Source organism: Micromonospora sp. RB23 (assembly GCF_053585025.1).
In genome coordinates this window covers 5,351,067-5,371,391 of record NZ_CM132111.1, presented here as the reverse complement: position 1 = coordinate 5,371,391, position 20,325 = coordinate 5,351,067, and the positions used below count along the sequence as shown (strand labels likewise).

Here is a 20,325-nt window from a genome sequence, read left to right as displayed (position 1 = left end):
AACCTTAAGTTTGCCTGTGGTGGTGAACAGCGGTGAACGTGGCGCGTACGGCGTCGCGGTCCGATCCGTACCCGGCTGCCGCGCGTCGGCCCTGCTGAGAAGGTCGGAGCCCGACCCGCGTGACCCGCTGACCACGAATGCCGTGGTGAGGGCTGTCTTAAGTGCCCTCACGGGCGTGTTCGGCCCACCTTGAAGGCACCTGAGCGCTTGGTTACCTTGCCGTAGCAACCCCCTCAGGCAACAGTCGCCGCACCTGCCGCACCTGTCCGGTCGCAGCTTCCGGCGCTCATCAGAAATCGGGATTGGTACATGGCCGACCAGAATGTGCCACCACGTCGACCGCGGGACGACCGCGGCTGGGACGGACGCCAGCACCACACCTCGGACACGTACGGCGACCCCAACGCGTCCGCGTCGTACGGATACGACTCGCCCCACCCCTACCAGGGCGGCTACCCGGCGCAGGGTGACCCGCGCGAGCAGTACGTCGACGGGTACGCGTACAACGCGCAGCCCGCCTCCGCCCCGCGTGGGCCGCAGTGGGTGGGCCCGGAGGGCCTCGGCCGTCCCGCCCCGTCCCGCCCGGCCGGCGCCGGACTGCCCACTCTGGACGACGACGACGAGCCGGGCCGCAAGGTCGGCCGGCGCAAGGCCATGGCCGCCCTCGGTGGCACCGCCGCCGTCGTGGCCGGTGGCGCGGCGCTCGCCATGACCCCGCAGTTCCGCGACCTCTTCGGCGACGAGGCGGCGGCCGACGCGACCGGCAGCACGGTGACGGACGGAACCGCGGCGCGACCCAGCGGCCAGCAGCCCAGCACGGTGCGTACGTACACCGAGCAGAACGAGAGCTACATGGGCTCGCGCGCCGGAGAGGCGCTGAAGAAGAACGCGCCCGCCGGTGGCCGTACCTTCTCCGGTCCGGCCGCGGCCGCGGCGGCGACCACGGTGACCGTCAAGACGGTGCTCGCCAAGGACCCGATCCTGCACCTGGCCCGGCGGGCGACCTTCGGGGCGACGCCCGCGGTGGTCGCCGACATCAAGAAGCAGGGCATCGACGCGTGGATCCGGACGCAGCTCGACCCGGACAAGATCGAGCCGAGCAAGGCCGAGCTGAAGCTCGCCGAGCTGCCCACCCAGTCGCTCTCCGTACAGCAGCTGCGTGAGCAGCGGGACAAGCTGAACGACCAGGGCGCCCAGCCGGAGCGGGAGGTGGTCGACGCCACCCTGGCCCGGCAGATCTGGTCGAAGCGTCAGCTCTTCGAGGTGATGGTCGACTTCTGGAACGACTTCCTGCACGTCGCCGCCGACTTCGACGGCGGGGAGGTGTACCGCACCTCGTTCGACAAGGACGTCGTGCGCAAGCACGCGCTGGGCAGCTACCCCGAGATGCTGGTGGCGGCGAACAAGCACCCCGCGCTGCTGATCTACCTGAACCAGAAGGACTCGCGCAAGGACGCCATCAACGAGAACCTCGCCCGGGAGAACCTGGAGCTGTACTCGGTCGGCGTCGACGGCGGCTACAAGGAGGGTGACGTCCGGCAGGCCGCCATGCTCCAGACCGGCCGTGGCGTGGACGACAAGGGCCAGTACGTCCTGCGCGTCAACCAGCACTACATGGGCAAGGTGAAGATCCTCGGCTTCACCCACGCCAACACGTTCAGCATCAAGGACGTCAACAACCCGACGGCCAAGGAGATCGCCGCCGTGGACGCGGCGATCGACAAGTACATCACCTACATCGCGCTGCACCCCTCGACCGCGAAGTACGTGGCGCAGAGCCTCGCGACCCGGTTCGTCTCGGACACCCCGCCGAAGTCCCTCGTGGACCGGCTGGCCAAGACGTACAGCAGCAACAACGGCATGATCAAGCCGGTGCTGATGACGCTGTTCAGCTCGTCGGAGTTCTGGGCGGCCGTGGGTCAGAAGGTCCGCCGGCCGATGGAGTACCTGGTCGCCACGTACCGCACCCTGGGCGTCTCGCCCGAGGCGTCGGCGAAGAACGACAACGGCGACAACAAGCGCACCCCGTTCGCCCGGGGCCTGCGGCAGATCCACGACAAGCTGCGTGAGCTGGGCCAGTACCCGATGGGTCAGCCCACCCCGGACGGCTACCCGGACGTCTACGTCGCGTGGACCTCGGCGGGCACGATGGTCAACGGCTGGAACGAGGCCGGGGAGATCGTGGCCGGCTACCGCACCGTCTTCACGTACACCGCGCCGGAGAAGCTGGTCAAGGCGCCGGCCACCGCCGGGGCGTACGTGGACGCGCTGTCCCTGCGGCTCGTGGGCCAGAAGCTGAGCACCCGGGAGAAGAACCTGATCCTCGGCGTTGCCGGTGTGGCGGCGACCGCCAAGGTCGACGCCACGTTCAACGGGGCCATCACCGCCGTCGCGCGGGCGATCCTCGCTTCCCCCCAGCACCACCTCCGGTGAGGCACCCGATGGAGAAGACTGTGTACAACTCTTTCCCCCTGCACCCCGAATGCCCCGACGTGCGACGGCTCGCCGACAACCCGGCCGAGGCGCTGCTGCGCGCCGAGGCCGACCTCGTGGCCGCCGAGAACGCGGCCGAGGCCGACCGTTACCGCCGGCTGGAGGACCTGGAGGAGGCCCAGCAGGACGGGCGCGGCGTCACCCGACGGACGTTCGTCGCCGGTGCCGCGGCCACCGCCACCGCGCTGGCCACCGCCCAGTTCGTCACCACCTCGGCGTCGTTCGCCGCCACCAAGACCGGCACGCTGATCCACGTCTTCCTCTACGGCGGTCTCGACGGGCTCAGCCTCGTCGCGCCGGACGGTGACCCGGTGCTCGCCAAGGCCCGGCCCGACCTGCTGCTCGGCAACGACTCGCTGGCCCTGAGCCGCGGCTTCAAGCTGACCAGCGCGTTCAAGCCGCTGGAGAGCTTCCTCAAGGCCGGTCAGCTCGGCTTCATCCCGGCGGTCTCCGACGAGCGGCTGTCCCGCAGCCACTTCCAGGCCGCCGACGCCTGCAACCTGGGCGGCCTGCCCAACGAGACCGGCGGCCGGGGCTGGCTCGACGGCCTGGTCGACAACCTCGGCAAGGGCACCGCGTTCCGCAGCGTCGGCATCGGCAGCACGCTGCCCCGCTCGCTCGTCGGCAACAACGGTGCGCTCTCGCTGAACAGCGTCGGCTCGCTGCGGCTCAACGGCGACGACAAGTTCCGGGCCGCCACCGAGAAGGCGATCAAGGGGCTCTTCACCGGGATCAACCACCCGGTGGAGGAGGCCGTGCAGGAGGGCATGGGCGCGCTCGCCACCGCCCAGAAGCTCGCCGCCAAGCCGTACCAGCCCGCCGCGGGCGTCAAGTACGAGGGCGTCGGCAACGCGTTCCAGCAGCTCGCCCAGCTCATCAAGGGCGGCGCCAACGTCCGGGTCGCCACCGTCGGCATGGGTGGCTACGACACCCACGAGAACCAGGGCACCCAGAGCGGTGGTCAGCTGCACCGCCGGCTGAACGAGCTGGCCAGCGCCATGGCGGCGTTCTTCACCGACCTCGGTCCGCAGGCCGCCGACGTGACGATCATGGTGTCCAGCGAGTTCGGCCGCCGGGTCGGCTCGAACACCGGCGGCACCGACCACGGCCACGGCGGCGTGGTCACCGTCCTGTCCGGCAAGAAGCTGGCCGGTTCGCTGCTCGGCACCTGGAACGGCCTGAGCAAGTTGGACTCCGGCGACGTGCCGGAATACAACAACATGTTCAACGTCTACGGCTCTCTGGCGCAGGGCCGCTTCGGGCTCACCAACGCCGAGGTGCAGAAGGTGTTCCCGCGCATGAAGTACGCCCCGATGAAGCTGTACGCGTGACGTACCCGGGCACCCACGCCGCCGGCCGCCGCACCGGGACCTCGTCCCGGCACGGCGGCCGGTCGGCTGCTCCCGTACCTCCGCAGGTCCCCGAGCGGCGCGGACCCGGCGGCCGACGGTTCCTGGCCGCGCTGCTGCTGGTCGGGCTGCTGGCCAGCGTGCTGCCGTGGTGGCTGGGCACCCCCGCCGGCTCGCTGCGCAGCAGCGCGGCGACCCTCACCGCGGCGGGCCGGATCACCGGGCTGATCGCCGGTTACCTGCTGCTCGTGCAGGTGCTGATGATGAGTCGCCTGCCGGTGCTGGAACGCTGGATCGGCGGCGAGCAGATCGGCCGCTGGCACCGCGACATCGGCGCGACGCTGCTGGTCACCGTGCTGGCGCACCTGTCGCTGATCCTCGTCGGGTACGCCGACCTGCGGAACCACTCGGTGTTCGCCGAGGTGGGCACGCTGCTGGGCAGCTACGAGGACATGCTCTCGGCCTTCGTGGCCACCGGCATCATGATGGTGGTCGGGTTCAGCAGCGTCCGGGCGATCCGGCGCGCGCTGCCCTACGAGCTGTGGCACCTGCTGCACCGGTCCAGCTATCTGGTGCTGCTGCTCGGCTACGGGCACCAGTTCAGCCACGGCGCGCAGCTCTACAAGCCGGGCCCGGTCCGCACCGGCTGGATCGCGCTGTACCTGCTGGTGGTCGCCGCGCTGCTCTGGGGACGGGTGATCACGCCGCTGGCGTTCAACCTGCGCTACAAGCTGCGCGTCGCCGACGTGGTCGCGGAGAGCCCCGACACCATCTCCATCTACCTCACGGGTGAGCGGCTGGGCCGGCTCGCGATGCTCGGCGGCCAGTACTTCCGCTGGCGTTTCCTCGCCCCCGGCTGCTGGTGGCAGTCGCACCCGTTCTCCGTCTCCGCCGCCGCGAACGGCCGCTGGCTGCGGCTCACCGTCAAGGTCGTCGGCCGGCACACCGCCGACCTGCGCGACCTCGACCCGGGTACCCGCGTGTGGGCGCAGGGCCCGTCGGGCACCTTCACCGCCGCGCACCGGGTGCGCGAACGGGCGTTGCTGATCGCCGGCGGCAGCGGTATCACGCCCATCCGGGCCATGCTCGAGGAGCTGCCGCCGGGCGCGGCCCTGATCTACCGGGCCCGCACCCCCGCCGACGTGCTGCTCAGCCGCGAGCTGGACTGGCTGGCGCAGGAGCGCGACACGTCGGTCTGGTACGTCATCGGCTCCCGCGACGACCCCGGCCCGCGCCAGCTCATGAGCCCCGACGGGCTGCGCCAACTGGTACCCGACGTGGCGCGGCGCGACGTCTACCTCTGCGGGCCGTCCGGCCTCGTCGAGCAGTCGGTGCGCGCGCTGCGCCGCGCCGGCGTGCCCCGCCGCCAGATCCACCTGGCCACCTTCGAACTGTAGGAAGGCATCGCATGCGTCGCGCGTTGCTCGCGATCACCGGCCTGGCCGCCAGCACCACCGCCCTGGTGGTGTTCAAGGGCTCGCCGGGCGCCACCCCGGTCGCCCAGAACCTGCCGACCGCGCAACCGGTCAACCCCAGCGGACCGGGCGTCGAGGAGAGCCTCGTCCCGGAAGCCCCCGACCCCTCGGGTGCGACGCCGAAGCCGTCGGAGACCGCCGACGCGCCCGTGTCGCCCAAGCCCGGCAAGACCACCGCCCGGCCGTCCGGCACGAAGACCACCGCGAAGGCGCCGACCGCGCCGAAGACCACCAAGGCGCCGCAGCAACCCACCACCCGACGGGTCACCGGCCCTCCGGTGGACACGGCCAGTGGCTACGGGACCGTGACGGTGCAGATCGTGGTGTCCGGCAACAAGATCATTGACGCCACCGCGCTGGAACTGCCCAGCGGCGGCGAGTCCGACATCCACAGTGGCGACGTGCGCAGCAAGTACAACGGCACCGGTGGTGAGGTGGTGCAGAAGCAGAGCGCCAACCTCAACACCGTCTCCGGGGCCACCGCCACCAGCAACGCGTACAAGTCGTCGCTGCGGTCCGCGATCGAGCAGGCGTTCTGACGTGCCGGCCGCGATGACCCGACCCGGGCTGTGCCGGGTCGAACAGATCATGGGTACGACGATCACCCTGGACCTCGCCGACGACCTCCCTCCGGCGCGCCTGCGGTTACTGGCCGACGACGTCTTCGGCTGGATGCACGAGGTGGACGCCCGGTTCAGCACGTACCGGCCGGACAGCGAGGTGTGCCGGTTCGACCGGGGCGAGGTGCTGCTCTCCGAGGCGTCGGCGGACCTGCGCTTCGTCCTGGAGGCGTGCGCCGACCTGTGGGGCGGCACCGACGGGTTCTTCGACGCGTACGCCACCGGCGGACTCGACCCGTCGGGATTCGTGAAGGGCTGGGCGGCGCAGGTCGCCTCGGACCGCCTCCTCGCCGCCGGCGCCGCGAACCACTGCGTGAACGCCGGCGGCGACGTCCGCGTACGCGGCTTCTCGCCCACCGGAGACCCGTGGCGCATCGGCATCCGGCACCCGTGGGACGAGATGGCGACCTGCCTGGTGCTCGCCGGCACCGACCTCGCCGTGGCCACGTCCGGCGTCTACGAGCGGGGCCGGCACGTGCAGGACCCGCGCCGGGGAGCGCCGGCCACCGGGCTGCGCTCGGTGACCGTGGTCGGCAGCGACCTGGGCGTCGCGGACGCCTACGCCACCGCCGCGCTGGCCATGGGGGCGGCGGGCATCGGCTGGCTGGACCGCCTCGCCGACCACACCTACGCGGTGATCACCGACGACGCCCGCCAGTTCCACTCCGCCGCCCTCCCGCAAACAACCTGACCCCGCCCCGCCCTCCGCGCCCGTCCTCCGCGATCTTGCAGTTTCGGATGTCGATCCGTCCCTTGTGATGGGGAATGCCGCGACACAAAGTGCAAGATCGACGAGGTGAGGGTGGGGTGGGACGCGGGGGTGAGGGGCTAGCGGAGGGGGCGGTGGGTGGTGGCGGGACGGGCGCCGGTGGGGCGCGGGCGGCCGGGGCGGGAGCCCGTTGGGCGGGTGCCGGCCCAGCGGTGCCCTCGTTGGCCGCGCCGGGGCGGCTCGGTGCCGCCGGGATACGGCGACCGGTCGTGTGTGGACATCGTTCCCCCGTTCGTGGCGCGCGTTCGCGCCGTCACCTGCTCAACGAGGACCGGCCGCTTGGCGACGCTGTCGGTCACCGGATCGAATCGTCGGCCGGCCCCGGCTCACCTGCCCCGGCGGGGCAGCGGCAGATGTCCGGGAAGCAGGTCGTGGGTAAGCGTCACCCCGCTGGCGCGCAGCGCCTCGATCAGGGTGTTCTGCACCAGGTACGAGTCGGGAAGCTGCCAGCGGGCCTGCTCCGGGGCGACCGCCCAGCGGACGGTCCCCTCGGGCAGCCGGGTCGGCGGCGCGGGGATCCACGAGCCCGGCCCGTGCCGGACCACGTGGAAGCAGTGCTCCAACTCCGGCCGCAGCGGGTCACCGGGACGCACCAGGAACATCCACCGGCCGGTGGGGGTGACCAGCACGGGCCCGCGGACGCCGGTGCCGGCCGGGTGGGTCTGTACAGCGTCGAGCACGTGCCGGCCGAGGTGCGCCGGTACCTCCAGCACGTCGAAGGTCCGCCCGGTGGGCAGCAGCACGCCGTGTGGGCGTGTCCGCCACCAGGTGGCCACCCGGGCCGGGTCGGTGGTGGCGGCCATCTCCCAGTTCTCCAGCGCCGGGTGGCAGCCCACCGTGGGGCAGCCGGCCCGACCGCACACGAACCTGCTGCGGGCGAGGCAGGCGCCGGGCGTCACCTCCCACCCGTGTACGGCGTACCGGATGGCGACCCGGCGCAGCCGGACGCGTTCCAGCGGCGACAGTTCGGCGACGCGTGGTCCGACGTTCCCCCACATGTGTGCCATCTCCCCTCGGTCGGGCCCGGCGGACGCCAGGTCGCAGTTCGAGCGCCGTCACTGCCGTAACCCACGATCGTTGAGGTTGACGAACGGCTCGTGCAACTTGCACGAAAAGTACGAGGACTGGCTGTCCGGCTGACGTACAGGCTGTGCGACCAGCGAAAACTGCAAGACGAACGCCTGATCGCCGCACCCGCGGACATCGCCCCGCCCGATCGGCGGTGGCAGGGGAGGGATGGGGAGATGGACGAGCTACCCATTGGACGGCGAGTGGCCTACTGGCGGGGGCGGCGCAAGATGTCGCAGCAGGTCTTCGCGGACCGCCTGGGCAAGTCGAAGAGCTGGGTCGACAAGGTCGAGCGGGGCGTCCGACGGCTGGACAAGTTCTCGGTCCTCTACGAGATCGCCGACATCCTCCAGATGGACGTGCAACTGCTGATGGGCCGGGACCCGGAGCGGCGTACGGACGCCTTGAACTGCATCGACCAGGTCGAGGTGCAGGAGATCCGGGCCGCCCTGGAGCGGTACGACTCGATGAGCGCCTACTTCGACGCCGTGCCGTACCCGCCCCCGCTGGACGACATGCGCAAGGCCGTCAACCACGCCTGGCTCACCTACCAGTACGGCCGCTACGGGATGCTCACCCGCGCGCTGCCCAAGCTGCTGCGCGACGCGCAGGCCGCCGACGCCGCCTACGGTGGGGCGCAGGCGCCGGAGGCCGCGCACCTGCTCGGGCAGGTCTACCAGATCGCCTCCTCGGTGCTGCGCAAGCTCGGCGAGTTCGAGCTGGCCTGGCTGGCCGCCGACCGGTCGATGGCGGTGGCCCAGCGCGCCGACGACCCGCTGCTGGCCGGCATCGCCACCACGCGGGTCTGCAACGCCCTGGTCGCCATGGGCCGCGCCCGGCCGGCGCTGGAGCTGAACGTCCAGATCGCCAACCGGCTGGCTCCCGGCGGCGGCAACGACGTCTCGCCGGCCCGGCTGTCTGTCTACGGGATGCTGCTGTTGCAGGGCGCCATGGCCGCGTCCCGGATCGGCGACTCGGCCAGCGTCGACGACCTGATCAACTGCGCGCAGGAGGCCGCCACGCTGCTCGGCGGCGACCACAACCACTACTGGACGTCGTTCGGCCCGACGAACGTCGAGCTGCACCGGGCCGCCGCCGCCGTCGAGCTGGGCGACGGGGGCCGCGCGGTGGAGGTCCACCAGCTCCGCATCGCCGAGCCCGACTTCAACGCGCTGCTACCCGAACGCCGTGCCCACCACCTGCTCGACATCGCCCGCGGGTACGCCCAGATCGGCGATGTGGCCAACGCCGGCGAGATGCTGCTGCTCGGTGACCGGCTCGCGCCGTCGGAGATCCGCTGCCGGCCGATCGCCCACGAGGTGATGTCCGACGTCCTTCGTCGCACACGGGGTGCGCCGCCTTCTCCGGTGGCGGAGTTGGCTGAGCAGATGGGAGTAGGGGTATGAGCGCGGAGCCGGTGTGACGACCGGCGCAGCACACACCAGCGAGCACCGTGCGGTGCTCTACGTCATCGCCTGCGGTTCGCCGCTGGCCCGTCACGTCGGCCGCCTGGTGGACCTGGCCCAGGCCGACAACTGGGACGTCTGCGTGGTCACCACGCCCGACGGCGCGAAGTTCGTCGACCAGGCGGCCCTTCACCGGCAGACCGGCCACCCGGTACGGACGCACTACAAGAATCCCGGTGACCCGGACGTGCTGCCGCCCGCCGACGCCATGGTCGTCTGCCCGGCGACCGTGAACACGGTCAACAAGTGGGCGGCGGGCATCGCCGACACCCTCGCGCTCGGACTCCTCGTCGAGGCGCAGGGCAAGGGCATCCCGATCGTGGCCGTGCCGTACACCAACGTCGCGATGGCCGCCCACCCGGCGTTCCGGGCCGGCGTGGCCCGGCTGGCCGACTGGGGGATCACGGTGCTCTTCGGCGACCACGTGGTCGCCCTGCACCCACCCGGTACGGGAGAGCAGCACATGCACGCCTTCCCCTGGGCGATGCCGCTGGCGGCCCTGCGCACCGTCGCGTACCGCGCCGCCTGAGCCTGCCCGCCGGGCCGGCGCGTCGGCGGCGCTGCCGCACCGGCGGCTCGAACGGCGTCGCCAGTTCGCGGCCGGCGAGGGCCGACCGGCGCGGCCGGGGCCGGGTGTCACCGCCTGCGGGCCTCCGCGCCGGTAAGCTGGCCCGCCGTGAGCACAAGCCGATCCGCCGCCACCGTGAGCGACGTGGTGGCCGAGGTGGAGCGCCGCTATCCGCCCGTCTGGGCCGAAGAGTGGGATCGTGTCGGCCTGGTGCTCGGTGAGCCGAGCGCCCCGGTCCGCCGGGTGCTGTGCGTGGTCGACGTGGTGCCCGAGACGGTCGCCGAGGCGCTGGCCGTCGAGGCCGACATGATCATCGCGCACCATCCGCTGCTGCTGCGCGGGGTGTCGTCGGTCGCGCCGACGACCGTCAAGGGCCGGATCGTCCACGACCTGATCCGGGCCGGCGTGGCCCTGTACGCGGCGCACACAAACGCCGACGTGGCCTCCCCGGGCGTCTCCGACGCGCTCGCCGCCCGGTTCGGCCTGACCGGGCTGCGCCCCCTGCAACGGCCCGCGCCCGGCTCGCCGGCACACGGCGACGACCGTGGATTCGGCCGGATCGGCGACCTGCCCCACCCGATGACCCTCGCCGAGCTGACCCGGCACGCCGCCGCCGTGCTCCCCGTCACGTCCTGGGGAGTTCGCGCCGCGGGCGATCCCCGGCGTATGGTTCGTACCCTCGCCGTCAGCGGCGGGTCGGGAGACAGCTTCCTCGGCGCCGCGACCGCCGCCGGGGTGGACGCGTTTCTCACCTCCGACCTGCGGCACCACCCGGCCAGCGAGCACGTCGCCGCCGATGGTCCCGCCCTGATCGAGGCCGCCCACTGGGCGACCGAACGACCGTGGCTGGACGACCTGGCCGCCCTCCTGCGAGAGGCGCCGGGCGTCGAGACGCTGGTGTCCGACCTGGACACCGACCCGTGGACCGTGCACGCCGCCGCACCCGTTGTGGACGACAAGGAGCCCGACCGTGAAGGCTGACCCCCAGGTCCAGCGCCGCCTGCTCGACCTTCAGGCGATCGACACCAACCTCGCCCAGCTCGCGCACCGCCGCCGCTCGCTGCCGGAGCGCGCCGAACTGGAGGCGCTGGCCCGGGAGCTGTCGTCGCTGGAGGACGAGCGGGTACGGGCCCAGGTGGCTGTCGACGACCTGGACCGGGACATCGCCCGCCTGGAGAAGGACGTCGAGCAGGTCCGCGCCCGCAAGGAGAAGGACCAGAACCGGCTCGCCGCCGGCACCGGCCCGGCCCGGGAGCTGGAGGCGCTCCAGCACGAGCTGGCCTCGCTGAACCGGCGTCAGGGTGACCTGGAGGACGCCGAGCTGGAGTTGATGGAGCAGCGGGAGACCGCCCAGGGCGTCCTGGACGGCGTGGAGCAGCGCCTCGCCGACGCCCGGGAGAAGCGGGCCGCCACGGAGCAGCGCCGCGACGACGCGCTCGCCGAGATCGCCAAGGACGAGGAGTTCAAGCGGGGCGCGCGGCAGCCGCTCGCGGCCGACCTACCCGCCGAACTGGTCACCCTCTACGACAAGATCCGCGAGGACACCGGGCTGGGCGCGGCGCTGCTCACCGCCGGCCGCTGCGGCGGCTGCCGGCTGGAACTCTCCGGCGCCGACCTGGCCCGCATCCGCAAGGCCGCCCCGGACGACGTGGTCCGCTGCGAGGACTGCCGGCGGATCATGGTCCGTACCAACGAGTCGGGCCTGTAGGTCGTGGCGCCGCGCGTGGTCGTCGTCGAGGCCGACGGCGGGTCCCGGGGCAACCCCGGACCGGCCGGCTACGGCGCGGTGGTGCGCGACCCGGAGACCGGCGAGGTGCTCGCCGAGCGCTCCGAGTCGTTGGGCACGGCGACCAACAACGTCGCCGAGTACCAGGGCCTGATCGCCGGGCTGCGGGCCGCCGCCGAGCTGGACGCCGCGGAGGTGGACGTCCGGATGGACTCCAAGCTGGTCGTCGAGCAGATGTGCGGCCGGTGGCAGATCAAGCACCCCGGCCTGCGCCCGCTCGCCGCGCAGGCGGCAGCGCTGGTGGGCCGTTTCGGCGCGGTCCGCTTCACCTGGATACCGCGGGAGCAGAACCGGCACGCCGACGCGCTCGCCAACGCCGCGATGGACGCCGCCGCCGGCCGGCCCACCCCACCGGCGTCCCAGGGCGCACCGGCCTCGGCCAGCGCGCCGGCCGGGGGCACGTCCACGGGCAGCGATCCGGCGACCGCGCCGGCCTCCTGGGAGCCCCGACCGAGCTTCACGGCCACCCGCCTGATCCTCGTGCGGCACGGCGAGACCGCGTACACCGAGCAGGGCCGCTACTCCGGCCGCGGCGACGTGCCGCTCTCCGAACGCGGCCGCGCCCAGGCCGCGGCCACCGGCGCGCGCGTGGCCGCGCTGGCGCCGTCCGTCGCGGCCGTGCTCAGCTCACCCCTGTCCCGCTGTACGGCCACCGCGGCGGCGATCGCCGAGGCGGTCGGCGACGTTCCGGTCCGCACCGAGGCCGACCTGATCGAGTGCGACTTCGGGCAGTGGGAGGGGCGCACCTTCGCCGAGGTACGCCAGCAGTGGCCGGGGGAGATGGACGCCTGGCTCGCGTCGGCGCGGATCGCCCCGCCGGGCGGCGAGTCGTTCACGCAGGTGGCCGAACGCGTCCACCGGGTCGTCGACGCGCTGCCGAAGGCGTACCCCGGGGAGACCGTGGTGGTCGTCTCGCACGTCTCGCCGATCAAGCTGGCGCTGCGCGACGCCCTGGCCGCCACCGACGGCTTCCTGCACCGGCTCTTCCTGGACGCGGCCGGCATCTCGGTGCTCGACCTGTGGCCCGACGGTGGCATCGCCGTCCGCACGGTCAACGACACCGCGCACCTCCCCGCCGCCTGAGCAGCGCGCCCCCCGCCGTTCGGCGCAGCCGATGCGCCGTTCGGCGCAGAGCCGTCCGCGCCCTGATCGTGACGGCGGTCACAGAGTCGTAGCCTCCGGCCGTTACATCGAGTGCCTCGACTCCCCGGAGGTGTGTCAGATGGCTGCACCCGAACCGGAGGCGCCTACCACGGCGTCATCCAGGGCGAAGGACCACAGTCCCTGGAACTGGTTGCTCCTGATCCCCATCGTGGTGCCGCTGGTCCCGGCGTTCTTCAACAGTGACGCGCCCCGGATCTTCGGATTCCCGCGCTACTACTGGCTGCAACTGGCCTGGATCCTGCTCGGCGTCGCCACCACGACGCTGGTGTACCAGATGACCAAGAAGCGGGGGACCCGCTGATGTGGCGCGACCATCTCACCGAGATCATCGTCTTCTCGCTGCTGTTCCTGCTGGTCAGCGCGATGGGCTTCGTGGCCGCCCGCTGGCGCGCGCCGAAGGACATGGCGCACCTCGACGAGTGGGGCCTGGGCGGGCGCAGCTTCGGCGGCTGGATCACCTGGTTCCTGGTCGGCGGTGACCTTTACACCGCGTACACCTTCGTGGCGGTGCCGGCGCTGATGTTCGGCGCCGGGGCGGCCGGGTTCTTCGCCGTGCCGTACACGATCGTCATCTACCCGCTGGTCTTCCTGGTGCTGATCCGGCTCTGGTCCGTCTCGCACCGGCACGGCTTCGTCACCCCGGCCGACTTCGTCCGCCGGCGGTTCGACTCGCCCGTGCTGGCGCTGCTGATCGCGATCACCGGGATCGTCGCCACCATGCCGTACATCGCGCTGCAACTGGTCGGCATCGAGGCCGTGCTCAAGACGATGGGCGTGACGGGCGACAGCACCCTGGCCCGACACCTGCCGATCATCATCGCGTTCGCCATCCTCGCCGCGTACACCTACCAGTCGGGGCTGCGGGCGCCCGCGCTGATCGCGTTCGTCAAGGACAGCCTGATCTACATCGTGATCCTGGTGGCGGTCATCTACCTGCCGTACAAGCTCGGCGGTTGGGGCGACATCTTCGACGCCGCGGACGCGAAGTTCCAGGCGTCACCGAACCCGAACGACGGCATCCTGCTCAACGGCAACAACCAGCTCCAGTACGTCACGTTGGCGTTCGGCTCGGCGCTGGCCCTGTTCCTCTACCCGCACAGCATCACCGGCGTACTGGCCAGCCGGAACCGTGACGTGATCAAGCGCAACATGTCGGCGCTGCCCGCGTACAGCCTGCTGCTCGGGTTGATCGCGCTGCTCGGCTACATGGCCATCGCGGCCGGGGTGAAGCCGCTGCCGGGGGCTTCGGCCGGCAGCGTGGACAGCAACACGATCGTGCCGCTGCTGTTCGACCAGCAGTTCCCGGACTGGTTCGCCGGGGTCGCGTACGCGGCCATCGGCATCGGCGCGCTGGTGCCGGCGGCCATCATGTCGATCGCGGCCGCGAACCTGTTCACCCGCAACATCTACAAGGAGTATCTGAAGAAGGACGCCTCCCCGGCTCAGGAAGCGAACGTCTCGAAGATCACCTCACTGGTGGTCAAGGTCGGCGCGGTCGCCTGCATCGTGTTCCTCGACCCGCAGTTCTCGATCGACCTCCAGCTCATCGGCGGCGTCATCATCCTCCAGACGCTGCCGGCGGTGGCGCTGGGCCTCTACACCCGCTGGTTCCACCGCACTGCGCTGATCGCCGGCTGGGTTGCCGGGATGGGCCTCGGCATGTGGATGCTGTACCAGGTCGCCAGCCCGACGAAGAAGCACTTCGGAGGCTCGGCGTTCCCGCTGGAGAAGTTCGGCTTCGACACGCCCAAGACGATCTACGTGGGCATCGTGGCGGTGCTGGTCAACCTGGCCGTCGCCGCCCTGCTGACGCTGATCCTGCGGGCCGCCAAGATGCCCGAGGGCGTCGACGGCACCGAGCCGGACGACTACTTCGCCGACGAGGGCGACCCGCGCGTCACCCCCGGCGCCGACCGCGACGCCGACGCGGCCCGCGAACCGGTCGCCTGACCACTGACCCGTCCGGGTCCCGGCGCTCAGGTCGTCGGTCGGGCGTGGGGTGGCGGGGCGGGCGTGTCCGTCTGGAGTGTCGTGCTTGGCCCGGGCCTGGTGTGGCCGGGCCTGGTGTGGCCGGGCCTGGTGTGGCCGGGCCTGGTGTGGCCGGGCCTGGTGTGGCCGGGCCTGGTGTGGCCGGGCCTGGCCTGGCGTGACGTGACGTGGCCTGGCCTGGCCTGGCCTGGCTCGGGCTTGCCTGGTGGGCGAGTGGGCTTCGGACGCTTTGGAGCTGATGTCACAGACGAATCGGTGGAAACTCTGCTGAGGGTGATTCGTTGATGGCATCAGCTCCAAAGCGCTCGTCCACCACCCTCGCCCCGACGTGGCCGCACCCTTCCACGTGGCCGGCCCTCGCACTCCCGTTTGAGTTGGCCGCGACGGCCGAGCGTGGGCGCAGCGCCCCGGAAGCGGGGCAGTAGCGGGGGAGCAGTAGCGGGGGAATGGCAGCGCGCCGACCTCCCGCGTCGATCATGGAGCTGCTCAGCGGGGGCGGTTGCGATTCACCAGGGCCTGGTTGAGGCGGCCCAGTAGGCGCGCCAGGGTCTCCCGGTCGTCGGGGCTCCAGTCGGACAGCATGTCGCCGTAGAGCCGGGTCCGGGCGGCCTGCACGGCGGCCATTCGCTGGAGGCCGGCGGTCGTGGGGGAGATGACCGTGCCTCGGCCGTCCGTCGGGTCGGGGGCGCGAGCGATGAGGCCGTCGCGTTGCAGGGCGGAGACCTGCCGGGTCACTGTCGAGCCGTCCAGGTTGAGCCGCGCGGCGAGCGCGGAGACGTTCTGCGGGCCGGCGGCGTCGAGGTGCCGCAGGATGACGTACGCCGCTCGGTCGAGCACCCGGTGCTCGGCGGACCCGGTGGCCCGCCGGGTGGCCTCGCCGAAGCGCATCAGCAGGGCCACCTCGGTCTCGATCAGTCCGAGGGTGCTCTCGTCGTCGTCGCTCATAGCTGTAGGATACAGGGTAAATACCTGTACGATACAGCTAATTGGGGAGTCGGAGTGGATCGGTCGTCCGAACCAAACCGCAGTGCCATCTACGCCACCACGCTGGTGGCCTTCCTCGCCATCGCGGGCATCGCCGTCGTCGACCCGATCCTGCCCGCCATCGGCGAGGCGATCGGGGTCACCGCCTGGCAGGTCGAGTTGTTGTTCACCGCGTACATCGCGGTCATGGCCCTGGGCATGATCCCGGCGACGCTCGCCAGCGGCCGGTTCGGCTTCAAGCCGGTGCTGGTCGCCGGTGTCTCGGTGGTCGGCCTGGCCGCCATCCTCGCCTCGTTCAGCGGCAACATCGTGCAGCTCTCGGTGCTGCGCGGCGTGTGGGGCCTCGGCAACGCGATGTTCTTCGCCACGGCCATGGTGGTGCTGGTGAACCTGGCCGTCGACCGGGAGTGGGTGGTCGGCCTCTTCGAGACCGCTCTCGGCCTCGGGTTCGCCGTCGGCCCGCTGATCGGCGGCCTGCTCGGTCAGGTGAGCTGGCGGCTGCCGTTCTTCGTCTGCGGCGTGTTCATGGTCCTCGCCCTCGGTGTGGCTGCCGGCAAGCTGCGCGAGCCCACCAACCGCCAGGCCCCGGTACGCGTCGGCCAGATCTTCGCCACCTACCGCCGGCCGGCGTTCATCGCGCTCTGCGTGGTCACCGCCGCGTACAACTTCGTGTTCTTCGTCGTGCTCGGCTACACGCCGCTCTTCCTGGGCCTGGACGTCGTCCCGCTGGGGCTCGCCTTCACCGGCTGGGGGCTGGGCCTGGCCACCGGCATCCTGGTGATCGGCCACCGGCTCGCCCACCGGATCGGCGCGGTACAGACCGTCGGAGTGGCCATCGCCGGGCTGCTGGTCTGCATGGTTCTCTTCGCCACGTCCACCAGCACCGCCGAGGCGCTCGTGGTGCTCGTGCTCGCCGGGCTCTGCATGGGTATGGCCAACGCCAACCTCACCGACCTGGCGCTCGGCCTCGGCTCCAGCGACCGCCGGCTCGCCACCGGCGCGTTCAACCTGGTCCGCTGGGGCGCCGCCGCGCCCGCGCCGATCATCTCCGGCAAGCTCGCCGAGCAGTCCCTGGCGCTGCCGTTCTGGGTCGGGTTCGGGGTGCTCGCCGTCGGAGTGCTGGTGTACCTGGCGTTCGCGCACATGATGGCCGCCGGCTACGGCGAGCGGGTCCTCTGGTCCCGCTGGAACCGCGCCGCCGCGAACACCGAGCACGCTCCCGAGGAGCCGGTGGGTGAGGCGTACTGAACGGATCTCGGACGTCGGGCCGCGTCAGCGCAGGGCGCGGTAGAGCAGGTAGAGGCCGATCGTCGTACCGAACACCACGATCAGCGTCTTGAGCACCACCGCCGGCAGCCGGCGGACCAGCCGGGCGCCCGCGTACCCCCCAATGAGCGTTGCGGGCGCGACCACCGCGACCACCGCCCAGTTCAACGGGCCGAACAGGGCGAAAATCACGAGCGTGGTCAACCCCACCACGGCCGAGAGCAGATTCTTGATCGCGCTCACCCGGGCCAGGGTCGCGTCGAGCACCAGGGCCAGGCCGGCGACCAGCATCACCCCGAGAGCCGCGCCGAAGTACCCGCCGTACACCGCGCCGAGCGCGACCATCGTCTGGACCGCGACCGTCCGCTGGCGTGGCGACAGGTCCCGGGGGTGACCGACCAGGCGGCGCAGCGGGTCCTGGAAGGCCAGGACCGCGGTCGCGCCGAGAACCAGAAAGGGTACGACCAGCTCGAACGCGCGGGCCGGGGTCGCCAGCAACAGCAGCGCCCCGACAATCGTGCCGAGGATCGTGGTGGGCACCAACGTGGCGAGCGCGCGGGGGCGCGGCAGGTCCTGCCGGCTGCCCGCCACACTGGCGACGTACCCGGGAAAGACGGCGACGGAGTTGCTGACGTTCGCCGGCACCGGCGGCAACCCGACCGCGATCATCGCCGGGAACGTGATCAACGAACCACCACCGGCCACCGCGTTGACAGTGCCCGCGGCGAGACCGGCGGCGAGCAGCAGCGCGGCGTGGGAGAGATCCATAGCCCCACGAGGCTAGCCCCCGCCCTCCGAGCTGGCGTCGCCGGACCGCCCATGAGCTGCCCGATCTTGCCCAGGCGGGGCGGCAATACCGGCAGACCGGCCGTCGTTAGGATGGGAGCGCGACGGACGAGTCGACCGGGCGGTCGCGTCGGCGGGCTGCGGCCCGCCGCCGAGGAACGTCCGGACTCCACAGGGCAGGGTGGTTGTTAACGGCAACCCGGGGCGACCCGCGGGACAGTGCCACAGAAAACAGACCGCCGACCCCAACGGGGACGGTAAGGGTGAAACGGTGGGGTAAGAGCCCACCAGCACCCCGGGTGACCGGGGTGGCTCGGTAAACCCCACCCGGAGCAAGGCCAAGCAAGGGCCGTCACCGCAAGATGACGACCCGGCGCAGACGCTCGAGGGCTGCCCGCCCGATGTCTGCGGGTAGGCCGCTAGAGCCTGCCGGCAACGGCAGGCCGAGATGGATGGCCGCCGCCGGCGCGGAACCCCTCGGGGTACGCGCCGCGCACAAAATCCGGCGTACAGGTCGACTCGTCCGTCGCCCACCAGCTCAGCGAGCAGGATGGGTGGTTGGACGGTACCGCTAGCGTGCTGGTCTTGCCGCGGCGTCGCGCTGCGCCTGGGTCATCGCGTCGATGAACGATCGCATCTGCGGCACCGCTTCCGCTTGCACCTGCTTCAACTGGGTGATCACCTGCGACAGGTCCACCGCCGCGACCGCCTGACCGTGTTGCGCCTTCTGCTCGTCCAATGCCGCGTTCACGGCTTCGACGATCGCCGCGCCGATGCGCTCCAACGGCATCCGAAGCATTCCCGGATCAAGATTCACCGACGCGAGACGGCCGTCGCCGCCGAGTTCCACCTCAAGCCACCCGTTCGCGGCAGACGCGTGAACCGGTTCCGCCACGGTGTGGGTGGCGTCCTGCACTCTCCCTGCCGCAGCGACCACCTCATCGAGCATCCCCGCGAAACCGTCACTACTCGGACGCATAACCACTCTCCTCGGCCAGCCGTTCGCCAGCGTACGAGCGCGCACCTCGTCCGTCGACCCCGCCCGGAGATCGACAAGCATCCACGAAACCGAAGGCTCGCCGATATACTGCTCCCCTCTGGACAGCCGACCGATCGGGGGAACGGTGCCAGGTTTCCACGTCGAGCCAGCAGGCATTCAAGCCGCCGGACAAACGCTCGCCACCACGGGCGAAACCCTCAGCGACCAACTCGCCGCCTTCGAGCAAGCATGTGCCGCCTACGAGGGCGCATGGGGTGACGACACCATCGGCACCTACATCGGCACCGCCTACACGGCGGTCTCGGCGTGGGCATTTGACTGCTGGCACAGCGTCGCCGAGGAACTCGTCTCGGCTGGCGATGACCTCGTCGGCATGGGCGACGCCTACGAACAGGCCGAATCCGACATCCAATCCATGATCACCACTATCGGTGAGGGCCTCAGTTAATGGGCCTCCAACTTCCCGGTGAGCTTGTCGGCCTCCTCGGCATGCTCGGATATGACTGGCCCACCTCCGACGAGGAGAAGCTGTTTCAGCTCGGTCGGCTGTGGATCGACTTCGCGCCCCGGATCGAAGAGGCTGGCGCCGCTGCCATGGCAGCCGCCTCACCTGTGTGGTCCGAGAACCAGGGCCAGGCGGCTGACGCTTTCCGTAACTGGTGGAACAACGCGGACAACGCGCCGCAGGCACTCCAGCAAGGACCAGCCGGGGCGTCCCTGCTCGGGGCCGGTCTCATCGTCTGCGCGGGAGTGGTCCTCGCCCTGAAAATTCAGGTGATCGTGCAGTTGGCAATCCTTGCCGTACAGATCGCTCAGGCAATCGCCACGGCAGTCGCCACGTTCGGCGCGTCCCTCCTCGAAATCCCCATCTTCAAGATTGCCACCTCGCTCATCCTCGACCAACTGGTCAGCCTCGCCATCGATGCGGTGCTCAATGGCTAGGCGCAGAGGCGGCGGTGGACGCCGGGCCACCCCGGGCAACGCACCCACCGTTCGCGGACCTGTCGCCGTTGCCGCCCAGGTCATCCGCGCACCTCGTCGACGGATCGAGTTCGACGCCGGCCAACCCGGCTCGTGGAGCCGCGCCGCGAACCGCCGCAACCTGCACCCCAACGCCGAGTACGTCGAGCGCAGCACCGGCTACACCTACCGCACCGACCAGCACGGCCGCGTCACCTCGTTCAGCGGCCGCCTGCAAGCTGGACACGGCCACCGCAACCCCTACCAGCAGCGGGTTTCCGGCCGGACCGACCGAGGCGCCGACGACGCGGGCGGTCACCTCTTCGCGCACATCTTCCGTGGTCCTGGCGAGGGTCTGAACCTTGTCCCGATGGACGCCAACCTCAACGGGGGTGCTTGGAAACGGATGGAGAACGCGTGGGCCCGCGCCCTCGACCGAGGCTCCTCCGTCGAGGTTCACGGCACTGTGCACTACGATTCGAACTCGACCTCTCGAAGACCTGTCCGCTTCGAAATCGCCGAATCGGTCAATGGTGGGCCAATCGAGAGACACCGTTTCCGAAATCGACCAGGAGGCTGACC

At 71.2% G+C, this 20,325-nt stretch carries 20 protein-coding genes and 1 other RNA gene; 17 read left to right on the top strand and 4 right to left on the bottom strand.

Features of this window, described 5'->3' with window-relative positions; all coding sequences use genetic code 11:
• Positions 1-309 precede the first annotated feature (309 nt).
• From ACTFTM_RS24310 to ACTFTM_RS24290, 5 genes are read left to right on the top strand one after another with little or no spacing between them, the layout of a single operon-like run.
• A complete protein-coding gene (locus ACTFTM_RS24310) occupies positions 310-2,433 on the top strand; it encodes a DUF1800 domain-containing protein (RefSeq protein ID WP_449562771.1) in 2,124 nt (707 codons plus the stop codon).
• A gap of 8 nt (positions 2,434-2,441) precedes the next feature.
• Positions 2,442-3,824, top strand: a complete 1,383-nt coding sequence (locus ACTFTM_RS24305; RefSeq protein WP_449562770.1) for a DUF1501 domain-containing protein — start codon at positions 2,442-2,444, stop codon at positions 3,822-3,824.
• Positions 3,821-5,239, top strand: coding sequence for a ferredoxin reductase family protein (locus ACTFTM_RS24300; protein WP_449562769.1), 1,419 nt, complete (start codon positions 3,821-3,823; stop codon positions 5,237-5,239). Before ACTFTM_RS24305 ends, ACTFTM_RS24300 begins: the two co-directional genes overlap by 4 nt.
• 11 nt (positions 5,240-5,250) lie before the next feature.
• On the top strand, positions 5,251-5,856 hold the full coding sequence (locus tag ACTFTM_RS24295) for an FMN-binding protein (RefSeq protein ID WP_449562768.1): 606 nt from the start codon (positions 5,251-5,253) through the stop codon (positions 5,854-5,856).
• A gap of 49 nt (positions 5,857-5,905) precedes the next feature.
• Positions 5,906-6,628 (top strand): FAD:protein FMN transferase, encoded by a 723-nt coding sequence (locus ACTFTM_RS24290; protein ID WP_449566716.1) that lies wholly within the window; start codon positions 5,906-5,908, stop codon positions 6,626-6,628.
• A 404-nt stretch (positions 6,629-7,032) separates the two neighbouring features.
• Here the strand turns inward: ACTFTM_RS24290 and ACTFTM_RS24285 are convergent, their stop codons facing one another.
• Positions 7,033-7,704: a bifunctional DNA primase/polymerase gene (locus ACTFTM_RS24285; RefSeq protein WP_449562767.1), complete on the bottom strand. Its 672-nt coding sequence runs from the start codon at positions 7,702-7,704 to the stop codon at positions 7,033-7,035.
• 246 nt (positions 7,705-7,950) lie between these two features.
• Here ACTFTM_RS24285 and ACTFTM_RS24280 point away from each other — a divergent pair, with 246 nt between their 5' ends.
• From ACTFTM_RS24280 to mctP, 7 genes are all read left to right on the top strand, one after another.
• Complete coding sequence (locus ACTFTM_RS24280) at positions 7,951-9,180, top strand: helix-turn-helix domain-containing protein (protein WP_449562766.1); 1,230 nt, start codon at positions 7,951-7,953, stop codon at positions 9,178-9,180.
• Positions 9,181-9,193: 13 nt separating this feature from the next.
• Positions 9,194-9,769 (top strand): flavoprotein, encoded by a 576-nt coding sequence (locus ACTFTM_RS24275; protein WP_449562765.1) that lies wholly within the window; start codon positions 9,194-9,196, stop codon positions 9,767-9,769.
• A gap of 183 nt (positions 9,770-9,952) precedes the next feature.
• Positions 9,953-10,789 (top strand): Nif3-like dinuclear metal center hexameric protein, encoded by an 837-nt coding sequence (locus ACTFTM_RS24270; protein ID WP_449566715.1) that lies wholly within the window; start codon positions 9,953-9,955, stop codon positions 10,787-10,789.
• A complete protein-coding gene (locus tag ACTFTM_RS24265) occupies positions 10,779-11,516 on the top strand; it encodes a zinc ribbon domain-containing protein (RefSeq protein ID WP_449562764.1) in 738 nt (245 codons plus the stop codon). The genes ACTFTM_RS24270 and ACTFTM_RS24265 overlap by 11 nt, the downstream gene beginning before the upstream one ends.
• Positions 11,517-11,519: 3 nt before the next feature.
• Entirely contained in the window at positions 11,520-12,677 is a 1,158-nt protein-coding gene (locus tag ACTFTM_RS24260; RefSeq protein ID WP_449562763.1) for a bifunctional RNase H/acid phosphatase, read from the top strand.
• 139 nt (positions 12,678-12,816) lie between these two features.
• Positions 12,817-13,059, top strand: coding sequence for a DUF3311 domain-containing protein (locus ACTFTM_RS24255; RefSeq protein WP_355051446.1), 243 nt, complete (start codon positions 12,817-12,819; stop codon positions 13,057-13,059).
• Positions 13,059-14,708 (top strand): monocarboxylate uptake permease MctP, encoded by a 1,650-nt coding sequence (gene mctP, locus ACTFTM_RS24250; protein WP_449562762.1) that lies wholly within the window; start codon positions 13,059-13,061, stop codon positions 14,706-14,708. Before ACTFTM_RS24255 ends, mctP begins: the two co-directional genes overlap by 1 nt.
• A gap of 525 nt (positions 14,709-15,233) precedes the next feature.
• Here mctP and ACTFTM_RS24245 read toward each other — a convergent pair.
• Positions 15,234-15,692, bottom strand: coding sequence for a MarR family winged helix-turn-helix transcriptional regulator (locus ACTFTM_RS24245; protein WP_449562761.1), 459 nt, complete (start codon positions 15,690-15,692; stop codon positions 15,234-15,236).
• 54 nt (positions 15,693-15,746) lie between these two features.
• On the opposite strand from ACTFTM_RS24245, the gene ACTFTM_RS24240 reads away from it, so the two are divergent.
• Positions 15,747-16,979, top strand: coding sequence for an MFS transporter (locus tag ACTFTM_RS24240; RefSeq protein WP_449562760.1), 1,233 nt, complete (start codon positions 15,747-15,749; stop codon positions 16,977-16,979).
• Positions 16,980-17,003: 24 nt separating this feature from the next.
• Here the strand turns inward: ACTFTM_RS24240 and ACTFTM_RS24235 are convergent, their stop codons facing one another.
• Entirely contained in the window at positions 17,004-17,765 is a 762-nt protein-coding gene (locus ACTFTM_RS24235) for a sulfite exporter TauE/SafE family protein (protein ID WP_449562759.1), read from the bottom strand.
• Between the two features lie 127 nt (positions 17,766-17,892).
• On the opposite strand from ACTFTM_RS24235, the gene rnpB reads away from it, so the two are divergent.
• Positions 17,893-18,309, top strand: an RNA gene (gene rnpB / locus ACTFTM_RS24230) — RNase P RNA component class A.
• A 45-nt stretch (positions 18,310-18,354) separates the two neighbouring features.
• On the opposite strand, the gene ACTFTM_RS24225 is transcribed toward rnpB, so the two are convergent.
• Complete coding sequence (locus ACTFTM_RS24225; RefSeq protein ID WP_449562758.1) at positions 18,355-18,732, bottom strand: YbaB/EbfC family nucleoid-associated protein; 378 nt, start codon at positions 18,730-18,732, stop codon at positions 18,355-18,357.
• 175 nt (positions 18,733-18,907) lie between these two features.
• On the opposite strand from ACTFTM_RS24225, the gene ACTFTM_RS24220 reads away from it, so the two are divergent.
• The 3 genes from ACTFTM_RS24220 to ACTFTM_RS24210 are packed head-to-tail and all read left to right on the top strand — an operon-like array spanning position 18,908 to position 20,323.
• Positions 18,908-19,231, top strand: coding sequence for a WXG100 family type VII secretion target (locus ACTFTM_RS24220; RefSeq protein WP_449562757.1), 324 nt, complete (start codon positions 18,908-18,910; stop codon positions 19,229-19,231).
• Positions 19,231-19,725, top strand: coding sequence for a WXG100-like domain-containing protein (locus ACTFTM_RS24215; RefSeq protein WP_449562756.1), 495 nt, complete (start codon positions 19,231-19,233; stop codon positions 19,723-19,725). Before ACTFTM_RS24220 ends, ACTFTM_RS24215 begins: the two co-directional genes overlap by 1 nt.
• On the top strand, positions 19,718-20,323 hold the full coding sequence (locus tag ACTFTM_RS24210; RefSeq protein ID WP_449562755.1) for a DNA/RNA non-specific endonuclease: 606 nt from the start codon (positions 19,718-19,720) through the stop codon (positions 20,321-20,323). The genes ACTFTM_RS24215 and ACTFTM_RS24210 overlap by 8 nt, the downstream gene beginning before the upstream one ends.
• Positions 20,324-20,325 lie beyond the last annotated feature (2 nt).